The sequence below is a fragment of the Macrococcus sp. S115 genome (genome assembly GCF_030067655.1).
Taxonomy (GTDB): domain Bacteria; phylum Bacillota; class Bacilli; order Staphylococcales; family Staphylococcaceae; genus Macrococcoides; species Macrococcoides psychrotolerans.
The window spans coordinates 88,559-108,183 of record NZ_JASJES010000006.1 but is presented as its reverse complement, the minus strand read 5'-3'; the positions used below and the strand labels follow the sequence as shown (position 1 = coordinate 108,183).

Below are 19,625 nucleotides of genomic sequence, written 5' to 3'. Positions count from 1 at the left end.
CCTCCTACTTAAGGTTTATGAATTGCTAAATCAAAATAATCTAGACTCGCTTCTCCAATAGATTCTGAAACTGTTGGATGCGCAAATATTTGATCTTTCATTTCAAACACCGTACCTTCTGATTCTTTCACTGCGAGTATGGTACTGATTAATTCGGTCGCATGTGGACCACAGATGACAGCCCCTAGAATTTCTCCATACTTTTGCTCACTGATAATCTTTACAAAGCCCTGCGTATCGCCATAAGCCATTGCTTTACCATTTCCTGAGAGATCATATTGATAAACATGTGCATCAAAGCCTTGGTTAAGTGCTGTTTCTAAATCCATACCAAATGAAGCTATTTCTGGTGTCGTATAGACACATCGCGGTACTGCGTTACTATCCCCAGCTTTAAATGGTTCTTTACAGATATGGGCTGCTGCAATGCTACCTTCATGGCTAGCTGCATGTGCTAACTGCAATCCTGGTATGATATCTCCGATGGCATATATATGTTTTATACTTGTTTGCATGTTTTCATTAACTTCAACAAACTTTTGATTTTCACTTAAAGCTACGTTTAATTTCTTTGCGAGTTCCAAATTATTCTTTCTACCTGTTGCAATTAATACTTTGTCAAAAGGTATCGTCTTATCTTGAAGTTTAAGCATTCCTTTTTCGATTTTTTTAATCGAAGCATGCTCAATGATATGGACGCCTTGGTCTTTTAAGTGATTTCTCACAAGATCACGCGCTGCTTTATCTTCCGTTAACAAAATTTCTTCAGCCACTTCAACCACTGTAACTTCAACATCAAATGATGCAAAAGCTTGTGCCATTTCAACACCAATGACACCACCACCAATGATAACCATTTTGTCCGGTAGTTCAGTCCATTGGAATATTGTATCTGTCGTATCAAACTCTATTTCATCAATACCTGCTATTTTAGGGACAAATGGTTTTGAACCTGTTGCTAAAATAATTTGTGATACATCATAACGATTTTCTTTCGTTAAAACTTCTGACTGCTCAATAGATTCAACATACTCATTTTTTATTGTAATATTATTTTTCTTGAGTAAGTAACCTACACCGGTAACAAGTTGATTAACGATTTCATCTTTACGTGACTTAATTACTTTGTAATCAATATTAAATCCCTTACTCATTACGCCAAATTCTTCTGAACGCTTTATAGTTTCGACGATTTCAGCAGATCTAAGTAATGATTTTGATGGTATACAGCCAACGTTTAAGCATGTACCACCGAGATTGTTTGCTTCAAAGAGCACAACTTTCTTACCGTACTGAGCTAAACGAATCGCTGCGACATATCCACCAGGGCCACCACCGATTACTGCAACATCGTATTTTTCCTTCAACCTTAACACCCTCTTTCCGATACATTATTTTATACAGTTCAATTCTACACCTAAAAGTAAGCGTTTTCAATTAATTGTTCAGAATATTTAGTTAAATTTTTGTGAATAAAAAAGAACGCCTTATAACGGCGTTCTTTGAAAAATTCATCTTATATCATTATATTTCGTGATATTACTCACATAATTAACATTGGTATAACAATACTCGCAAGTATTGCGGTCCCAATCATCGTTACAAGTGCGATACCACCTTCTTCTTTGCTAAGTGCCATTGATGTGTTTGTACCAAATACATGTGCAACCGCGGCCATGGCGACACCACGTGCTACAAAGTGATCGATTTTCATCCATTTCATCACCTTATGCCCGAAACTAAATCCAATGCAGCCGCTAATAATCACAGCAATGGATGTTAACGCTACGCTACCATTAGTAGAAGATGCAATATTCATCGCAACAGGCAATGTCACATTTTTCTCCCATAGTGAATGCACAAGTGTCTTATCTAGTGGCAATACCATAGCAAGCAAATATGTTGCTAAAAGCGATACCATAAGCCCCATAGTGAAGCCTGCTACAATGAAGTGGAGATATTTTACTACTACTTTTCTCATTTGATAGAGCGGCAATGCGAAAGCTACAATTGCAGGTCCTAATAGAAAATTGAAAATCGCAGTCGCATGCTGATACTCTTTATAAGGAATATGAAAACCAATAAGTATGATTATCATCAACCCGCTTACTGTGAAGATAGGCAATGTCCATACTTTAGGATAACGTTTGTTCAGTGCAACCGCTCCTGTAAATAATATTATAGTAAGAAATAATAAACTTAATGTTTCTATCATAGAGACTCTCCTCTTTTCTTCTTATAGTTAACCGCCATTTGTGTAAACCATCCTGTCATAAAGAAGATAATAAGCGAAGAAAGTACCAGATCAAACATTAGAAATAAACCACTCTTCATAAAAAGTGGACCATAGTTCATAAGTGCTACTAATGTTGGTACAAACAATATCGGCATAATCTTAAGCAGTGCATTGACACCTAAACCGAGCCATTCCGGACGAACAACCTTTATTTCCAAGGCAATAAATAAAAGAATCAATCCGATCAAACTGCCTGGAATTGTGATTAATGTATGTGCGTTAACAAATTCTCCCGCCAGATAAAACAAAGTGAGCAAACTTACCTGCAGCACAACGCGCAATGTCCAGTATAAATAATGATATAGCTTTTCCAATTTCTAACCTCCATCATTATTTACAATTTGTTCAGCATTCATTAAATGATGAACAAATTGTAAATAAAATAATATTTTATATTTTTTTATAACAAATGAATTTATATTTTATTATAAACCCGTCAATACTTGAAATCAAGGTATTGAAATATTTTCATAAAAGTAAAAAAAGATTCTTTCAAGAACTGTAGCTACGCTCTCGTTTTTTCAGATATGGCGTTTATCGTTGTTTTTAAGTACTATATATATAAAAGGAGAGACTAATATGTTTTATTTTCTATTTGCGCTTGCCGCAGGTATCGTCGTACCGATTCAGACAGCTGTTAATTCACGATTAAGAAGCTATGTGCTGTCACCGTTTGTTGCATCGTTTGTATCTTTTAGTGTGGGTACAATATTTTTATTCTTTATCACTTTATTTACTAAACATACTGTACTTATTCATCCTTCAATATTCATAGAGGAACCCGGATGGATATGGCTTGGGGGATTATTAGGGTTAATTGGCCTTACTGCAAATATCCTACTGTTTCCTGTGCTTGGGGGCGTGCAGACTGTCGTATTACCGATTATGGGCCAAATTATCATGAGTATCATGATTGATCACTTCGGGCTATTCCAAGCACCGATGCACCACTTGACATTGCTAAGGTGTGCTGGACTTTTAATCTTAGTCGCTGGTGTTGTAATGGTTATCGCACTACCCGAATGGTTAAGAAAACGCAAACAACAGGCCTATATGGATTTCGAAGAAGATACTAAATCAAAGTTGCCGTTTCAGATTACCGGGATTGCAGGCGGCATGCTCATGGCCACTCAATCTGCAATTAATGGAAAACTCGGCAGTATATTGGCATCACCCGTACATGCAGCATTCGTTTCATTTTTAGTTGGTACCATATTTTTATTCATCATCGTAACTATTATAAGAAAGGAAATCACTCAGATTCGCTTTGCTATCGGCAAAGATAAACCGAAATGGATCTGGATAGGTGGGATACTCGGCTCTTTCTTCGTATTCGGTATGTCATATCTAGTCCCAATCATGGGCACAGGCCTCGTTGTAATTATTTGTTTATCTGGACAAATCATTTGTAGCATCTTGCTTGATTCATTTGGATGGATCGGTGCTAAACAGAAGAAAGTAACGGGGGTCCAATATCTAGGATTAGCCTTTATCTTCTTAGCTATCGTATTAATTCGTATGAATTAGAAAAAATATTTTTGATGAATGAAAATTTGACGAAAGCTTATACCCACTGTAATGGGCATCCATTTTATATGAATTTTATAATATAAATTTACTCATTTTGGATTTTTATGACTACTTTTTGTAGACAAATCTAGATATACGTTATATACTTAGTACAAATATATCGTACATATGCAAGAAACAAAGGATCTTCACATATTACCTAAGTAATCATGTAAGCCGACTATTTTTGTAATATGTGAAGTGTTTTTTCTTAAAACATTAGATATTATTTAATAATTTTTTGGAGGTCATTATTATGACACAAGGTACAGTTAAATGGTTTAACGCAGAAAAAGGTTTTGGATTCATCGAAGTTGAAGGTGGAGACGACGTATTCGCTCACTTCAGTGCTATCGAAGGAGACGGTTACAAAACTTTAGAAGAAGGTCAAGCAGTTGAATTCAATATCGAAGAAGGTCAACGTGGACCTCAAGCTGCTAACATCGTTAAATTATAATATTTAATGTTGGAAACGAGTACTCATAAGAGTACTCGTTTTTTTTTATTTTATGTATCTAAACATGATACGTAAGCCCTTTATCGCTTCTATTCAATATTTAAAAGTAATCTTTCATTGACAACATAGAATATCCGTTATATACTTAGTACAAATATATCGAACATATGCAAGAAACAAAGAACTTCACATATTACAAAGAGTAATCGTGTTTAGTCGAAACTTTTTGTAATGTGTGAAGTTTTCTTTGTAAAACATTAGATATTATTTAATAATTTTTTGGAGGTCATTATTATGACACAAGGTACAGTTAAATGGTTTAACGCAGAAAAAGGTTTTGGATTCATCGAAGTTGAAGGCGGAGACGACGTATTCGCTCACTTCAGCGCTATCGAAGGTGAAGGTTACAAATCTTTAGAAGAAGGTCAAGCAGTTGAATTCAATATCGAAGAAGGTCAACGTGGACCTCAAGCTGCTAACATCGTTAAATTATAATATTTAATGTTGGAAACAAGCACTCACAATTGTGAGTGCTTGTTTTTTTAATACCATTTTTTCTTCTTAAAATAAATCATGCACCCAATCATGATGGAAAACATGATGAATAACACAGTGAAATACCCATAATGCCACTTTAACTCCGGCATATATTCAAAGTTCATACCATATATCCCTGCGATCAGAGTAAGTGGTAGAAATACTGTAGAAACCAAGGTAAGAATTTGCATCACACGATTCATCCGATAGTTATTAAATGACTCATAGTTACTTCTGATTTCATCGGTCAGTTCATGTGCATTCTTTATCATATTCTGCTGCTTAATCACATGATCTCTAATATGGTGGATGTAATAATGATCATGTTTCGTCTGAATCAACGTATCATCAGTTTCTATCTCATCTATGAGTTCGCTCATCGGAACAATAATGCCCTTTGTCTTTATCATTTCCGAGCGTAGCTCAAATATATCATTCATAATATAGTTCTTCATGCGATCATTCGCATGTCCTTTTTCAAATTCAAGCACTTTCGTCTCTATCTCTTCAACAATCTCTGTATAAAAGTCTACAATCTTATCAAGCAACATCAGCGTTGCCGTATGTGGCGTTAAAGTGTCTGGTGCATTCTCTTCTAGCTCCTGTGCAACTGCATCCAATTCATCTAACGGCTCATTATCTTCGTCGTGATATGTAATAAGAACATTATCTTTCATGAGGATATTGATTGTCTCTGCTTCAAACGTTGACTTTTCTATTTTCTGGAATACGAGATATTCATATGTTGGAAACTTCTTATATTTTGGTCGTGATTTTTTATTGATTACTTCTTCAATCGTCAGCTCATTCAATTCAAAATGCTTTTCAAATATCAGGCGTTCTTCTTCATTCGCACCTTCAAAGTCATACCATATAAAAGATGCATCCTGTGGGATATCTTCGTCATGTTCTACTTTTTTAAGTAAATGTTCTTTGTTCTGATACATTATTGTTAGCGTCATCTCTCTCCCCCTTTAATGATAATATAGCACAAAAGAAGAGCTGATTATCTGCTCTAAAATAATTTTAGTTACCGTTAAACATCCAGCGCACCCATAACACCACACAAGAATTGCTCAGCTTGTTCTTTTCCTACTGGTAAACGATTTACTTCTGTTGCACCAAATACGTCTTCATAATATGCTAAAGCTTCTTTTGTACTTTCAAATACTAAGTATGGAATTAATCGTGTCATGATAGACTTCTAAGTGTATAGTGTAATTCCATTTAATGTAACACAATATATAATCAAATTCTTTTTCGCACATTTGTAATTATGATATCTTTACTCATATAGAAAGGAGTCCTGAGATGTCTAATCAAAATCTGATATGCAACTTATTAAATATAGATTATCCAATCATTCAAGCAGGTATGGCAGGCTCGACCACACCTGAGCTTGTAGCAGCGATCAGCAACGAAGGCGGCCTTGGTACGATTGGTGCGGGCTATATGAACCATGAACAACTGTTAACTGAAATTAATGAAGTACATCAACTAACACAAAATTCTTTTGCTGTTAATTTATTCGTTCCCGAACATCCTGATGTAGATGAAAGTGCTATTAAATTAATGCAGTCGATTTTAGAGCCGTATTACTCTAAATATAATCTCAATGTGCCAGACATAAAATCACACACATATGAATCATTTGAGCAGATGATTGATATCATTATTGAAAAGCACGTCCCTATTGTAAGCTTCACGTTCGGTATTCCAGACAACAAGATGATTTCTAAGTTACAATCCAATGATATTAAAGTTATTGGCAGCGCAGCTTCAGTCGAAGAAGCATTCCTTTGTGAACAAGCAAAAATGGATGCAGTCGTCATTCAAGGTTATGAAGCAGGTGGACATCGTGCAAATTTCAAAACGACAAACAATATCGGTCTGTTTGCCTTAATCCCACAAGTTGCTGACGTAATTAACATCCCCATCATAGCAGCTGGTGGCATAATGGATCATCGTGGAATAAATGCTGCTCTCGCACTCGGTGCATCCGGTGTTCAGATGGGTACCGCCTTTTTAACAAGCAAAGAAAGCAAGGCGCCTGTTATTCATAAAGAAGCAATATTCAATGCATCAGAAACCGATACTGTACTGACGAAAGCAATAAGCGGCAAAGAAGCCCGTGGTATCAAGAATCTCCTGATCTCTCAATTAGAAAAATTTAACGATGACATTCTACCATATCCGTATCAAAATGATTTAACAAGCTCATTAAGAAAACAAGCAGCCTTGCATTATCAAGTAGAGGATCTCCATTTATGGTGTGGACAGGCTCCTAGACTTGCAAAGAATAATACTGCTAAAGAAATATTTAGTGAAATAATAAAAAATGTATCAGCCTATTGATAGACTGATACATTTTATTATCTCACTCTAATCTTCATCTTATAAATCGGTATTCCAAGCAACGTTATAATGATCCCAACAATCGCTAATACTGGTTGTGTGAATAATGTATTCACCATTACAAATAAACCTGCAATAATTGCAATGGCTGGTATCAATGGATATAACGGAACTTTGTATGGTCGCTCCAACTCACTTTCACGCTTTCTTAGTATAAACACTGCATAGAACGCCATCACGTAGAACGCCCAGATAACGAATACAAGCATATTAGTAATTGCATCAAACGAGCGTGAAGTAATCATGATCGCTCCAATAATAACTTGTACCAGTCCACTGAACCAAGGAATGCCTGCCGTTGTCACTTTCATAAATGATTCTTTAAATGGCAGGATGTTCTTCTCTGCCATAGCATAAGGTAGACGCATTCCTGTCATTGTATAGCCATTTAATGCACCGTAAACTGAAATTAATATACCAATCGTAACGAGTTTTCCACCCATATCTCCTAATAAAATTTCTGATGCATCTGTAGCTGCACTTAAATTCCCTTTAAGTTCATCAATCGGCAATGTATATAAGAACGTTGCGTTAATTAATAAATAAATTACAGTAACTAATCCTAACCCTAGAACAATTGCAAGCGGCAAGTCACGCTTTGGATTCTTCATTTCCCCGGCAATATTACCGACATGAATCCAGCCATCATACGCAAACATCGTTGCAAGTAACCCTGCACCAATCGCTGTAAAGAAGTTAATTCCCGTATCTCCGGTGTTCGGTGCAAGCGATACTTCAACGTCTCCAGTATTCATCAAACCGAATATAATGATAACGATCAAGGGAATAAGTTTAACCACTAGCGTTACAGACTGCAGAATACCACCTGCCTTAGATCCGATAATATTGATCAGGTAAATCGAAGCCACTGCAATAAATGCAACTGGCACAATCCACCCGTCTTTAAGATGTAATAAGTTGAGTACTTGTTCTGAAAATACAATTGCCTGTGCTGCAATCATCGCTGGAAAGTAGATAAAACTTTGTGCCCATCCTGCCAAAAACCCTGAAAATTTGCCATAAGTATATTCTATATATGTTGTCAATCCACCGTTCCTTGGAATTGCAGCTGCAAGCTCTGCGACTGTAAGGCCAGCGCAGATTGTAATCAATCCTCCTAGCAGCCATACAAGCAAAGTCATTCCTGGTGTTCCTGTCACTTCTGTTATATTGGATACTTTAAAGAAAACACCTGAACCGATAACAGTTCCCATAACGAGTGCAAGTGCCGGAAAGAATCCAATATTTTTTTGAATTATATTTTTATTTTCCATAACATCCTCCTTTTTGAGCATTTATCATGATAGCATATTCTTGCTTTAAATTGTTAAAAGCGCAGCAATAAATTTGCTGCGCTTAACAATAGCGGTTTATTTTTTATTTAAATATTTCTCGATATAAAATGCAGATTCTTCAATCGACTTAAATTCCGTATTAATTACCGTTGCATTCAGACGATTAAACACTTCTTCTGCGTAACTTAACTCCTCTTTAATACGACGCAGATTATTGTATTCTGCTTGACCTGTCAGCCCAAGAATTTTCACGCGTTCAGTACGGATGTTCATAATATATTCGGGACTTGCGGTAAGACCAATCACTTTTAAGTTTTTCTCTTGAAATACTGATTCTGGGATTGGTGATTCCGGCACGAGCGGGATGTTGGCAATTTTGTACCCTTTATTTGCTAAGTACATACTGAGTGGTGTCTTTGATGTTCTTGATACCCCTATAATCAATGCATCCGCTTCACTTAAATTATTAAAGTTCTTACCATCATCATATTTCACCGAATACTCAATCGCTTCAATACGCTTAAAGTAATCGCTATCCAACTTACGTAATGCACCACTTTCATGTCTTGCTTCCATATCCGTATGATGCTCAATCACCTTAATCATACCTGTCATATAATCAATATATGATAATCCAACTTCTTCAGCATACGCTTTACCTATTTCATTAAAGTCCGGATTAACAAGTGTTGTAACAACAATTGCATTTTTATCATGCGCGAGTTCCAATATATTTCTAAACGCTTCTGCATCCTTTACAAACGAGAACTTCTTGACTGTGACAGAAGTTAGTTTAGGAAATTGGGACAATGTTGCATGGAGCATTCTATCCGCTGTTTCACCGATAGAATCAGAAACAATATAAATCAATAGATCGTCTTCTTCATACTTACTCAAATGTACTGCCTCCCGATATTATTCCACCTGACTTTGAGCTGTTGCAAGAATTGCGCCTGGCACACGGAATGGTGAACATGATACATAATCAATGTCCAAGCCATTAAAGAAATGGATTGATTTAGGATCTCCACCTAACTCACCACAGACCCCGATCTTAATCGATGGATTCACTGATTTCGCACTTTCAACTGCAATCTTGATTAATTGTCCCATACCTTCTACATCTAATGTTTGGAAAGGATCGACGCTAAGAATTTCACGGTTGATATATTCATTAATAAACTTACCTGCATCATCACGAGAGAAACCATATGTTAATTGTGCTAGATCGTTTGTACCAAAACTAAAGAATTCTGAGTGCTCAGCAAGTTCGCCTGCAACTAAACATGCACGTGGTGTTTCAATCATTGTACCAATTAGGTAGTCAACTTGTACACCTTTTGCATCCATGATTTCCTGAGCTTTATTCTTTACGACATCTTTTAAGATAACAAATTCTTGTGATGTTGAAACTAACGGAATCATGATTTCCGGTTTCGTTTCACTCCCTTTTTGTTTTAGATTAAGCACAGCTGTAATAATTGCTTCAGTCTGCATTTCATATAACTCAGGATAAGTAATTGCTAATCTACAACCTCGGTGACCGAGCATTGGGTTGAATTCATGTAATTCACTGATTCGTTTTTCCAGGAAGTCTGTCGTTACACCTAACTGATCTGCAACTGCCTTAACTTCCTCTCCACCTTTCGGTAAGAACTCATGTAATGGTGGATCTAATAGACGGACGATTGACGGACGGTCCCCGGATAAATTAAAGATGCCTTCAAAGTCTTCTGTTTGATACACTTTAATTTTATTTAATGCTTCTACACGCTCTTCGTATGTAGATGCTAAGATGAAACGTCTCATTTCGACTAAGCGCTCTTCACCAAAGAACATATGTTCAGTACGTACTAAACCGATACCTTTAGCGTTAAATGAATAGCCCGCTTTAATATCGCCTTCAGTTTCAGCATTCATACGTACAGATAAACGTGCGATTTCTTCTGCCCAGCCCATAAATTCTTCAAAGACATCACTTGCTTCAGCTTTCGTCGTTTCAATTTCACCGATATATACAGCACCCGTTGACCCGTTAACTGAGATTACATCACCTTCAGATAGCGTTTTACCAGCATATTTTACGTATTTTTCTTTCGTATTAATTTCAAGATCTGAACATCCAGTTACACAGCATTTCCCCATACCACGGGCAACTACAGCAGCATGACTCGTCATACCCCCATGTGTCGTTACAATCGCTTCAGCAGCAATCATACCTTCAATATCCTCTGGAGAAGTTTCCGGACGAACTAATATAACTTTTTCACCTGCTTCAGCTTTCGCTTTTGCATCTAATGCTGAGAAGACGATAATACCTGTTGCAGCACCAGGAGAAGCTGGCAAACCTTTATCTGATACTAATTCTGCATCTTTTAATGCATCTTCATTAAAGTTAGGATGTAACAGCTGATCTATTGATTTCACATCTACCATTGCAACGGCATCTTCTTTAGAAATGACACCTTCATGTACCATATCTACAGCGATGTTAATCGCAGCTTTTGCTGTACGTTTACCATTTCTCGTCTGTAAAATGAATAATCTTTCGTTTTCAATGGTAAACTCAATATCCTGCATATCTTTGTAATGCGCTTCTAATTTCTTCGTGACATCAACAAATGCCTGATACACTTGTGGCATCTGCTCGTTTAATGTTTCAATCTCTTTCGGTGTACGGATTCCCGCAACAACGTCTTCACCTTGTGCATTGAGTAAGTACTCACCGTATAACTTATGTTCACCTGTCGCTGGATTACGTGTAAAGGCTACACCTGTACCTGAACGGTCTCCACTGTTTCCGAAGACCATTTCCTGAACGTTTACCGCTGTACCGATATCATGAGGAATTTCATTTAAGTCACGATAAATACGCGCACGATCATTATTCCATGACTTGAATACCGCTTCAATCGCTTCTGTCAACTGTTTAAACGGCTCTTGTGGGAAAGGCTTATACGCTTCTTCAACGTAAATTTCTTTATATTTCTCGACAATCACCTTTAAATCTTCAGCAGGAATATCTGCATCAATCTGATGGCCTTTTTCTTTTTTGAATGATTCAAAGAAACCTTCAAAGGCCTCCATCGGGATATTGTATACAACACTACCGAACATCTGTAGCAAACGACGGTAGCAATCATACGCAAAGCGTGCATCGTTCGTCACTTGAGCTAAACTTTCAACATTTTCGTCGTTTAACCCTAAATTTAAAATTGTATCCATCATCCCTGGCATCGAAATCTTCGCACCACTACGCACAGATACGAGTAATAAATTTTCTTTAGAAGAGAAAGCCTTACCTGTCTTATCTTCTAAACCTTTAATATATGTCTTTAATTCATTTGATAAACCATCTGTTAACTGCTCACCTTGTGCAAGATATTCAATACAGGCTTCAGTCGTAATCGTGAAACCATTAGGAACAGGTAAACCGAGGCGCATCATCTCAGAAAGATTCGCACCTTTACCACCTAATAAGTCCTTCATATCTTGTTTACCTTCTTCAAAAGCATAGATCTTTTTATTCAAATCATTCACCTCATATAATTAATGTGTTATACCATTCGCTTTAATAGGTCATACTAATACAATAATTAGTATGTCACATTAAAAAGAAAATGACAATCATAAATTGATAACTCATCAATTATATATGTTAGGATGAGATTAAAAGATACCGGAGGCTTCATTATGGAATGTCATCATAATTATGAATTATGCGTGCAGAGAGTACCTATATTCAATCATCTTGACGAAGAGACGATGCAGCTTATTTTCAACAAGATTATGCAACGATCTTTTGCTAAAAAAGAACATCTCTATTTAGCTGGAGATACAATCGATTCTCTCTATGTTGTGCATAAAGGGCGTGTCAGAATTTATAAACTCAATGAAAACGGTGAAGAACAGCTGATTAGAATACTTTCTCACGGTGACTATACGGGAGAAATATCATTATTCAATCCTTCTTTGAACAACACATCTTACGCTGAAGTCTTAGAAGATGCTGAAATCTGTATTATAAAAAGAGAGGATATATATCAATTAATGCACACATATCCTAGCATCAGCATTACCTTTATCGAAACATTTGCAAAACGTCTGTCAGAATCTGAAACGCAGACAACGAATATTTCATTACTGGATAGCCGTTCTAAACTAATGATGTATATCGAAAACTATCGTGAGGGGAATATGCTGAACTTATCTTTAACGAAAAAGCATATTGCGTCTTATTTAAGTATGCAGCCTGAAACATTAAATCGTACTTTCAATAAATTAGAAGAAGAACAGATTATAAAGAAGATTAATCATAAAACATATCGAATTCTTCAGGAAAACCTCAATAAATTGATCTAAGTCAATTTATTAAAGTGGAATCTCCCTTATCATAATATGTGAAAGGACAACACATATTACGAAAGGAGCAGAGACAATGAAGAAGTGGATTTATCAGAACGTAAACACATTGACACTGATTACATTTATATTTCTTATATCTGGATTATTATTAAAATGGACAGATGTACAAAGCTTTAGCAACGCTTTCCTTATTATCGCAACATTAATCGCCATGATGCCAATCGCATTAAAAGCATGGCAATCACTTATGCTGAAAGTCTTCTCCATTGAACTACTTGTAACGCTTGCAGTTATCGGCGCACTATATATTCATGAATATACTGAATCAGCTGTTGTAACATTCCTATTCTTATTCGGAAGTTATCTTGAAGCAAGAACGCTTAAGATTACACGTAATTCAATTAGCAAACTTGTTGACATGGCACCACAAGATGCAAACCGATTAAGAGACGGAGAAATTGAAAAAGTCGATATTGACGATATTAATATTGGTGACACAGTCGTCGTATATTCTGGCGGGACTGTGCCAGTGGATGGTTATATCATTAAAGGAAAGGCTCATATTATTGAAGCATCCATAACAGGAGAGTCACACCCAGTATCAAAGAAAGAAAATGACAAAGTTTACAGCAGTACCATTATTGATACTGGATATATTGAAGTATTCACTGAAAAAGTAGATGAAGACACGACGTTCGCAAAAATTATAGAACTCGTAGAAGAAGCACAAGATGCAAGATCACCAGCAGAGAAGTTTCTGAATAGATTTGCAAAATGGTACACACCAAGTATTGCAATACTATCATTAATCGTCTGGCTTATCACACGCGATCTTCACCTGGCTATTACATTTCTAGTCATTGCATGTCCAGGAGCACTCGTTATTGGCGCCCCTGTTGCAAATGTCGCTGGAATTGGAAATGGCGCTAAAAATGGTGTGCTCATTAAAGGTGGAGAAGTGATCGATGCATTATCAAAAGTAGACACACTTGTCTTCGATAAAACTGGTACGTTAACGAAAGGTCGTCCAGAAGTAACTTCTGTTAAATTTGACACGACACACTTTACAGAACAAGAAATATTATCTCTCGTCGGCCAAATCGAAATGACCTCTGAACATCATCTTGGTAAGGCAGTCGTGGAATACGTAAAAGCACGAGTAGCTTTCGACCAATCCGAAATGATTACAACAAAAACAGTTAAAGGACAAGGGATTAAAGGTGAAATCCACCATCACACTGTATTAATAGGAAATCGTAAACTAATGCAGACCCATCATATTACGATACAAGAACAATACGAACAACAGGCGAAACAATTAGAAACGTCAGGTAATACTGTTACATTTATCGCAATCGATAATACATTTACTGGCATTATCGCGATTGCTGACGCGATCCGCTCAGATGCAGTAGAAGCACTTCAAACAATGCGTGATAACGGAATTAAAGAAATCATCATGCTTACAGGAGATAACGCAAGAACTGCTCACACTGTAAGCCAGCAATTAAGTCTGGATACGTATCAAGCTGAAATGATGCCGGATGATAAATTGAAACACATTCAATTACTGCAGCAGCAAGGTAAAAAAGTTGCAATGGCCGGTGATGGCATTAATGATGCGCCAGCAATTGCAATCGCAGATGTAGGACTGGCTATGGGGAAAGGCGGAACAGATATCTCTATGGAGACCGCAGATCTCGTTCTGATGAACGACTCATTGACACAATATGCACATGCAATTAATCTTGCAAGAAAAACAATGCGCATATTAAAACAAAACATCGCAATCGCACTTATTACAGTAATCTTACTACTCATCGGTATAATCATGGGCGGTGTAAACTTAGCGATAGGTATGTTCGCTCATGAAGTAAGTGTGCTTCTTGTTATACTAAACGCGATGAGATTAATTCAATTTAAATCAAAAAAATAATCTTAGGAGGAAATCATTATGAAACAATTAACATTACAACTCGAAACATTAACTTGTCCATCTTGCTTAGCATCTATCGAAGGCTTGCTGAAGAATATTAAAGGTGTTGAAGCACCGAAAGTATTATTTAACGCAAGTAAGGCGAAGATGCAATTTGATCCAGCAATCGTTGAACCCGAAGAGGTTCAGCAAGCAATAGAAAAACTTGGATACGAAGTATTAAAAGTATCAGTTAAATAACAATTTAGGAACGTGCAGACGAAATGACTTCAAATTTCTGCACGTTTCTTTTTTGCTCATAATAATGAGGTGCTGCACGTTCCAGGACGCGTGCGTGCAGAAATTTTCCAAACAAAAATACCAGCACGCGGCTGGCATTATTCGTTAATAATATTATAATATTTTCTGCTCGTAATTAAGTACATCAAGCCATAAACTAGCATGATAACCATGGTCACGCCGATATAACTTGTAATAAACATCCATCTATCACGAATACCAAGTACCCCTAGCAGATTATAAATTATTTTTGATGCAAATAGTGTATGCACTAATGTCACTATAATAGGAAGTCCAAACACCCAGAATATTTGTTTATGAATTGTCGCTCTAATCAATTCATCAGGCAATCCAACTTTCTTCATAATACTATAATTACGTTTATCTTCATAACCTTCAGATAACTGCTTATAATATAATACTAAGAAAATACCTGTCAATAGTACAATTGACACTACAATTCCAATAAATATAAGCCCTCCATTAAGCTCAAAAATCATCTTCTTAATCTCTGACTTACTTTCAATTTGTGTTCCAATCTTTTTCTGTATTTCAGAAATATGTTTCTTAAACTCTTTCTCACCCTTTATAATATTGAACTCCATGCTTGTAGTGATTTCTGAAGGCATCGCTTTCTCTTTATTCGGATCATAAGATTTGTAATGTTGCCTTATTTGTTCAAATACAGATTTATCTTTAACGACAATGTAAAGTGCATCTATCGCTAGCTGGTTACCCAGATAATCTTTATCGCTATACACAACTTTAGTTGATTTTTCTGCAAGATTAACTTCTTGATACCCTTTAAAGCGACTTGTGTTTGCACTTAATATGACTTCATCACCTTTGATTTGAAGATGATCATCATGCAATTGATTATGATCTTTCACTGTTGTTACTACAGCGTAGATCATCGTTTTTGCATCTGCACTTCTTGCATTATCAGGCAACTTCTTCAAGTTTCCTTCTATGTTCTGTAGCGGAAAAAATATAGTGTCCCCTTGTCGGTAATAATCAACTTGTGCATAACGATTAATTTCATTTTTAACTGTCTGAACATCTGTATTACTGTAAATATCGATATGGTAATCCTGATTCAACCTTCCTGACACCTGACTCTCCATCCCTCTATATGCGGTCAGTGTCATACCCAGCGTTACAACCAAAAATGTCACAAGCATCGTAATACTTGCCAATCCAATCGCATTCTTTTTCATACGAGAGATCAACCCAGAAATAGAAAAGAAGTGCTTCGGTTGATAATAGATTCTCTCTTCTTTCTTTAATAATTGTAAAATGATGATTGTTAATGACATAAAGAGTAAATATGTTCCTATCATGACAGCGAGTACTGCAAAAAATATTGTCTGAAAAGATGACAATATACCTTCAACAGTCATCGCTCGATAATATCCGTAACTCAAAAATATACTTCCGAATATAAAACAAAGTACGGTAAACCATTTTCGCGTCTTCTCCTCTCCTGCTTTTTGAGAACGCATCAACTGTACTGGACTTTGTATTGTAATCATTATATGATTCAGTATAAAAAGAAGGATATATACGCATAATATCATCACACTTATAACAATTGCAGCTTTCACATCGAATGGATAGTTCATCAACGTAATACCTGAACCTTTTACCAGTTTGTTCAGAATTAAAAATACAAGATTCCCGAACAAGTAACCGCCCACGATACTGATAAATCCAATTAAGACCATCTGGATGATCATTTCTAAGCAGATCATCAATCGAATATGTTTTTTCTCTAATCCTAAAATCATATGAAGTGCAAATTCCTGCTTACGTTGTTTCATCACGAAATGATTTGCATAGATCACGAATATAACTGTCAGTATTCCAGCAATGATATTCGCATAAGAAATAAGCATCGGCAAGGTCTCATGTCTTTTTTGTATATAATCATTATTAATGAGTGACACCATAATATATTCCAGACCAAACATTACGCCGGCAGCCAGAATAAAAGGAGCAATTATACTTCTTAGCATATTGAAATTCTTAACGACGAGCTTCCAAATTAATTTAAGCGTCATTTTATACACCTCTTTCTGATAACACTGCCAAACTATCAGATATACGTTTTTGAAATTCTGCTTGCGTTTCATCACCACGATAAATTTCATGATAAAGAATACCATCTTTAATAAATACGACACGCTTTGCATATGCTGCATCGATACTCGAATGTGTCACCATTAATATCGTTTGTTCAGCGGCATTTATATTTTGAAATAGATGCATAATTTCACTCGACGTTCTAGAATCAAGTGCACCCGTAGGTTCATCAGCAAGCAAGATGTCTGGCATTGAAATAAGCGCACGCGCAATCGCAACACGCTGCTGTTGTCCTCCGGAGATTTGATGCGGATATTTATCTAACAATTCACTGATGCCGAGCTGCTTTGTCAAAGGGACTAAACGTTCATTCATTTCGGAAGGTTTCTTGTTACTTAGTACAAGCGGCATTAATATATTATCTTTGTTCGACATTGTATGTAATACATTGAAATCCTGGAACACAAAACCAAGTGAATCTCTTCGAAATTTTGCAACTGCTTTATTTTTAAGTTTACCAATATCCTGTCCAGCTATGAAAACACTCCCTTCTGTCGGTTTATCAAATGTTGCAATAATATTGAGTAAAGTCGACTTCCCAGAACCAGATTCACCCATGATTGCAACAAACTCTCCTTTTTCAATTGAAAAGTTCATATCTTTTAGTGCAACAGTTTGATTGGCACCTTTTCCATACACTTTTTTAACATTTCTAATATCTAATAACATGAAAGTCACTCCTTTAATTTTAATCTATATGTAAATTGTACTCGGTCGTCAACTTCCTGACCTTCATCTATTCTTACAAAGATAAAAATGAACCTTACAAATTTGTAAGGTTCGGGAATTTCATATGAAAAGTTGTCCCTTTGCCTAATTCAGATTCTACTGAAACAGAGACATTCATTCTTCGCGCAATCGTTTTAACAATATATAAACCTATACCGCTAGATTTATCATTCAATCTACCATTATATCCGGAGAAGCCTTTTTCAAATATCTTGGGCAAATCAGAAGTATTAATCCCTATGCCATCATCTTTTACCGACAAGATATTTTCTGCTTCGCTATATTTGATCCATATATTTTTACCACGTGCATACTTCAGTGCATTATTTAAAATTTGTTCTATCATCACACTAGTCCATTTCGCATCAGTTAATACACTGTCGTATATTTTTTCGTAATGCAGCTTTGTATCGTTATGAATAAATTGAATTGAGTAACGTTTAATGAGAGGGGTGATTAAGTCATCCATTCGCACCTCCATAAAAACCATGTCTGTCTTTTCATTCATTAGCTTTAGATAACTGAGTGCGAGATTCGTATAATTATCAATCTGCAGAATCTCGTGACGCATCTGTGAAATTGTTTGAATATCTTCAGCTTCTAGCAACAATTTTGAAGCAGTGATTGGTGTCTTCATTTGATGAACCCACAACAGGAAGTATGACTCTATTTCACTTTGATACTCGATCTTTTCATTTCTTATGTCCTGAATTTCTTCTTTCAATTGTAAATTTTCTTCTTGTACCGTACACACTTTTTTATATATCATCATACTGTAACTGAAATAAATAATTCCTAAAAATATAATAATACCTGCAGTTAATACAATGCCTTCTAAAGGAGTATTATAAAGCATCATAATTAGTCCAAATAATAATGAAAGCACGATAATAATAATGATTTCATTCAATTTATATTTAATAAAACCCATTACTTCACCACTCGATATCCGACATTTTTCTTTGTTTCAATAAAATTATCAAGCCCAATCTTCTGAAGCTTTTTACGTAATCGTGTCATGTTGACAGCAAGCGTATTATCATCAATAAAATGCTCTGACTCCCAGCATGATTCGATGAGTGCATTGCGACTGACAAAACCTCCATTTGTTTTAAATAGACTTTGCATAATCTGAAGTTCTGTCAACGTTAAATCTATATGTTCCTCGTGAAACATCAATTTTGCCTGTTCTGGAATCAGTTCCACACCATTAATCTCCATCCCTTTTTCTAAAATGGAAAAGTCATAACTTCTTCTTAGCATCGCCTGAACTTTGGATACTGTAACCGTCATATTAAATGGTTTCTCGATATAGTCGTCAGCACCCATCTGCATTGCCATCACTTGATCCATACTATCATTTCTACTACTGATAAATATAATCGGAATTTGAGAAATCTTTCTTATTTCCTGACACCAGTGATAACCATTATAAGCAGGTAAATTAATATCTAGTAGTACTATATGCGGCTTGTAATCATTAAATTCTTCAATGATATCATTAAAGTTTTTTGCAATGTATACTTCGTACTGCCATTTTTTAAGTGCTTCAGCAAGATGTTCACGAATCACCGGATCATCTTCAACAATCATAATCTTCATATG

General features: G+C 36.0%; 18 protein-coding genes and 1 pseudogene. 7 read left to right on the top strand and 12 right to left on the bottom strand.

Annotated features, from left to right (window positions below; translation table 11 throughout):
• Nucleotides 1-8: 8 nt before the first annotated feature.
• The 3 genes from lpdA to QNJ52_RS08385 form a co-directional block, all read right to left on the bottom strand.
• Entirely contained in the window at nt 9-1,367 is a 1,359-nt protein-coding gene (gene lpdA / locus QNJ52_RS08395) for a dihydrolipoyl dehydrogenase (protein ID WP_283722299.1), read from the bottom strand.
• Nucleotides 1,368-1,543: 176 nt separating this feature from the next.
• The gene (locus tag QNJ52_RS08390; RefSeq protein ID WP_283722298.1) at nt 1,544-2,215 is read right to left on the bottom strand and encodes an LrgB family protein; all 672 of its coding nucleotides are present in this window, start codon (nt 2,213-2,215) and stop codon (nt 1,544-1,546) included.
• Nucleotides 2,212-2,610, bottom strand: coding sequence for a CidA/LrgA family protein (locus tag QNJ52_RS08385; protein ID WP_219493745.1), 399 nt, complete (start codon nt 2,608-2,610; stop codon nt 2,212-2,214). Before QNJ52_RS08385 ends, QNJ52_RS08390 begins: the two co-directional genes overlap by 4 nt.
• A gap of 265 nt (nt 2,611-2,875) precedes the next feature.
• On the opposite strand from QNJ52_RS08385, the gene QNJ52_RS08380 reads away from it, so the two are divergent.
• The 3 genes from QNJ52_RS08380 to QNJ52_RS08370 all read left to right on the top strand — a co-directional run bounded on the left by QNJ52_RS08380 (nt 2,876) and on the right by QNJ52_RS08370 (nt 4,817).
• Nucleotides 2,876-3,823, top strand: a complete 948-nt coding sequence (locus QNJ52_RS08380; protein WP_219493744.1) for a DMT family transporter — start codon at nt 2,876-2,878, stop codon at nt 3,821-3,823.
• Nucleotides 3,824-4,121: 298 nt separating this feature from the next.
• Complete coding sequence (locus QNJ52_RS08375; protein ID WP_086041794.1) at nt 4,122-4,322, top strand: cold-shock protein; 201 nt, start codon at nt 4,122-4,124, stop codon at nt 4,320-4,322.
• A gap of 294 nt (nt 4,323-4,616) precedes the next feature.
• Nucleotides 4,617-4,817 (top strand): cold-shock protein, encoded by a 201-nt coding sequence (locus tag QNJ52_RS08370; protein ID WP_101141384.1) that lies wholly within the window; start codon nt 4,617-4,619, stop codon nt 4,815-4,817.
• Nucleotides 4,818-4,864: 47 nt separating this feature from the next.
• Here the strand turns inward: QNJ52_RS08370 and QNJ52_RS08365 are convergent, their stop codons facing one another.
• Both QNJ52_RS08365 and QNJ52_RS08360 read right to left on the bottom strand, forming a co-directional pair.
• Nucleotides 4,865-5,821, bottom strand: coding sequence for a CorA family divalent cation transporter (locus QNJ52_RS08365; RefSeq protein ID WP_219493743.1), 957 nt, complete (start codon nt 5,819-5,821; stop codon nt 4,865-4,867).
• A 107-nt stretch (nt 5,822-5,928) separates the two neighbouring features.
• Nucleotides 5,929-6,054: pseudogene (locus QNJ52_RS08360) on the bottom strand (VOC family protein); the annotation flags it as partial.
• Between the two features lie 116 nt (nt 6,055-6,170).
• On the opposite strand from QNJ52_RS08360, the gene QNJ52_RS08355 reads away from it, so the two are divergent.
• A complete protein-coding gene (locus QNJ52_RS08355) occupies nt 6,171-7,214 on the top strand; it encodes an NAD(P)H-dependent flavin oxidoreductase (RefSeq protein WP_283722297.1) in 1,044 nt (347 codons plus the stop codon).
• A 17-nt stretch (nt 7,215-7,231) separates the two neighbouring features.
• Here QNJ52_RS08355 and QNJ52_RS08350 read toward each other — a convergent pair whose 3' ends face one another.
• The 3 genes from QNJ52_RS08350 to ppdK all read right to left on the bottom strand — a co-directional run bounded on the left by QNJ52_RS08350 (nt 7,232) and on the right by ppdK (nt 12,100).
• Complete coding sequence (locus tag QNJ52_RS08350) at nt 7,232-8,548, bottom strand: APC family permease (protein ID WP_283722296.1); 1,317 nt, start codon at nt 8,546-8,548, stop codon at nt 7,232-7,234.
• A gap of 96 nt (nt 8,549-8,644) precedes the next feature.
• Complete coding sequence (locus tag QNJ52_RS08345) at nt 8,645-9,466, bottom strand: pyruvate, water dikinase regulatory protein (protein ID WP_283722295.1); 822 nt, start codon at nt 9,464-9,466, stop codon at nt 8,645-8,647.
• Between the two features lie 18 nt (nt 9,467-9,484).
• Entirely contained in the window at nt 9,485-12,100 is a 2,616-nt protein-coding gene (gene ppdK, locus QNJ52_RS08340; RefSeq protein ID WP_283722294.1) for a pyruvate, phosphate dikinase, read from the bottom strand.
• Nucleotides 12,101-12,262: 162 nt separating this feature from the next.
• On the opposite strand from ppdK, the gene QNJ52_RS08335 reads away from it, so the two are divergent.
• The 3 genes from QNJ52_RS08335 to QNJ52_RS08325 all read left to right on the top strand — a co-directional run bounded on the left by QNJ52_RS08335 (nt 12,263) and on the right by QNJ52_RS08325 (nt 15,110).
• The gene (locus QNJ52_RS08335; RefSeq protein ID WP_012656193.1) at nt 12,263-12,931 is read left to right on the top strand and encodes a Crp/Fnr family transcriptional regulator; all 669 of its coding nucleotides are present in this window, start codon (nt 12,263-12,265) and stop codon (nt 12,929-12,931) included.
• A 76-nt stretch (nt 12,932-13,007) separates the two neighbouring features.
• A complete protein-coding gene (locus QNJ52_RS08330; protein ID WP_283722293.1) occupies nt 13,008-14,870 on the top strand; it encodes a heavy metal translocating P-type ATPase in 1,863 nt (620 codons plus the stop codon).
• Between the two features lie 18 nt (nt 14,871-14,888).
• A complete protein-coding gene (locus QNJ52_RS08325) occupies nt 14,889-15,110 on the top strand; it encodes a heavy-metal-associated domain-containing protein (RefSeq protein ID WP_041635787.1) in 222 nt (73 codons plus the stop codon).
• 137 nt (nt 15,111-15,247) lie between these two features.
• Here the strand turns inward: QNJ52_RS08325 and QNJ52_RS08320 are convergent, their stop codons facing one another.
• The 4 genes from QNJ52_RS08320 to QNJ52_RS08305 all read right to left on the bottom strand — a co-directional run bounded on the left by QNJ52_RS08320 (nt 15,248) and on the right by QNJ52_RS08305 (nt 19,622).
• The gene (locus QNJ52_RS08320; RefSeq protein WP_283722292.1) at nt 15,248-17,209 is read right to left on the bottom strand and encodes an ABC transporter permease; all 1,962 of its coding nucleotides are present in this window, start codon (nt 17,207-17,209) and stop codon (nt 15,248-15,250) included.
• A gap of 1 nt (nt 17,210) precedes the next feature.
• Nucleotides 17,211-17,960, bottom strand: a complete 750-nt coding sequence (locus QNJ52_RS08315) for an ABC transporter ATP-binding protein (RefSeq protein ID WP_086038006.1) — start codon at nt 17,958-17,960, stop codon at nt 17,211-17,213.
• Nucleotides 17,961-18,054: 94 nt separating this feature from the next.
• Nucleotides 18,055-18,951, bottom strand: coding sequence for a sensor histidine kinase (locus QNJ52_RS08310; RefSeq protein ID WP_101035698.1), 897 nt, complete (start codon nt 18,949-18,951; stop codon nt 18,055-18,057).
• Nucleotides 18,951-19,622: a response regulator transcription factor gene (locus tag QNJ52_RS08305; protein WP_283722291.1), complete on the bottom strand. Its 672-nt coding sequence runs from the start codon at nt 19,620-19,622 to the stop codon at nt 18,951-18,953. Before QNJ52_RS08305 ends, QNJ52_RS08310 begins: the two co-directional genes overlap by 1 nt.
• Nucleotides 19,623-19,625: the final 3 nt, after the last annotated feature.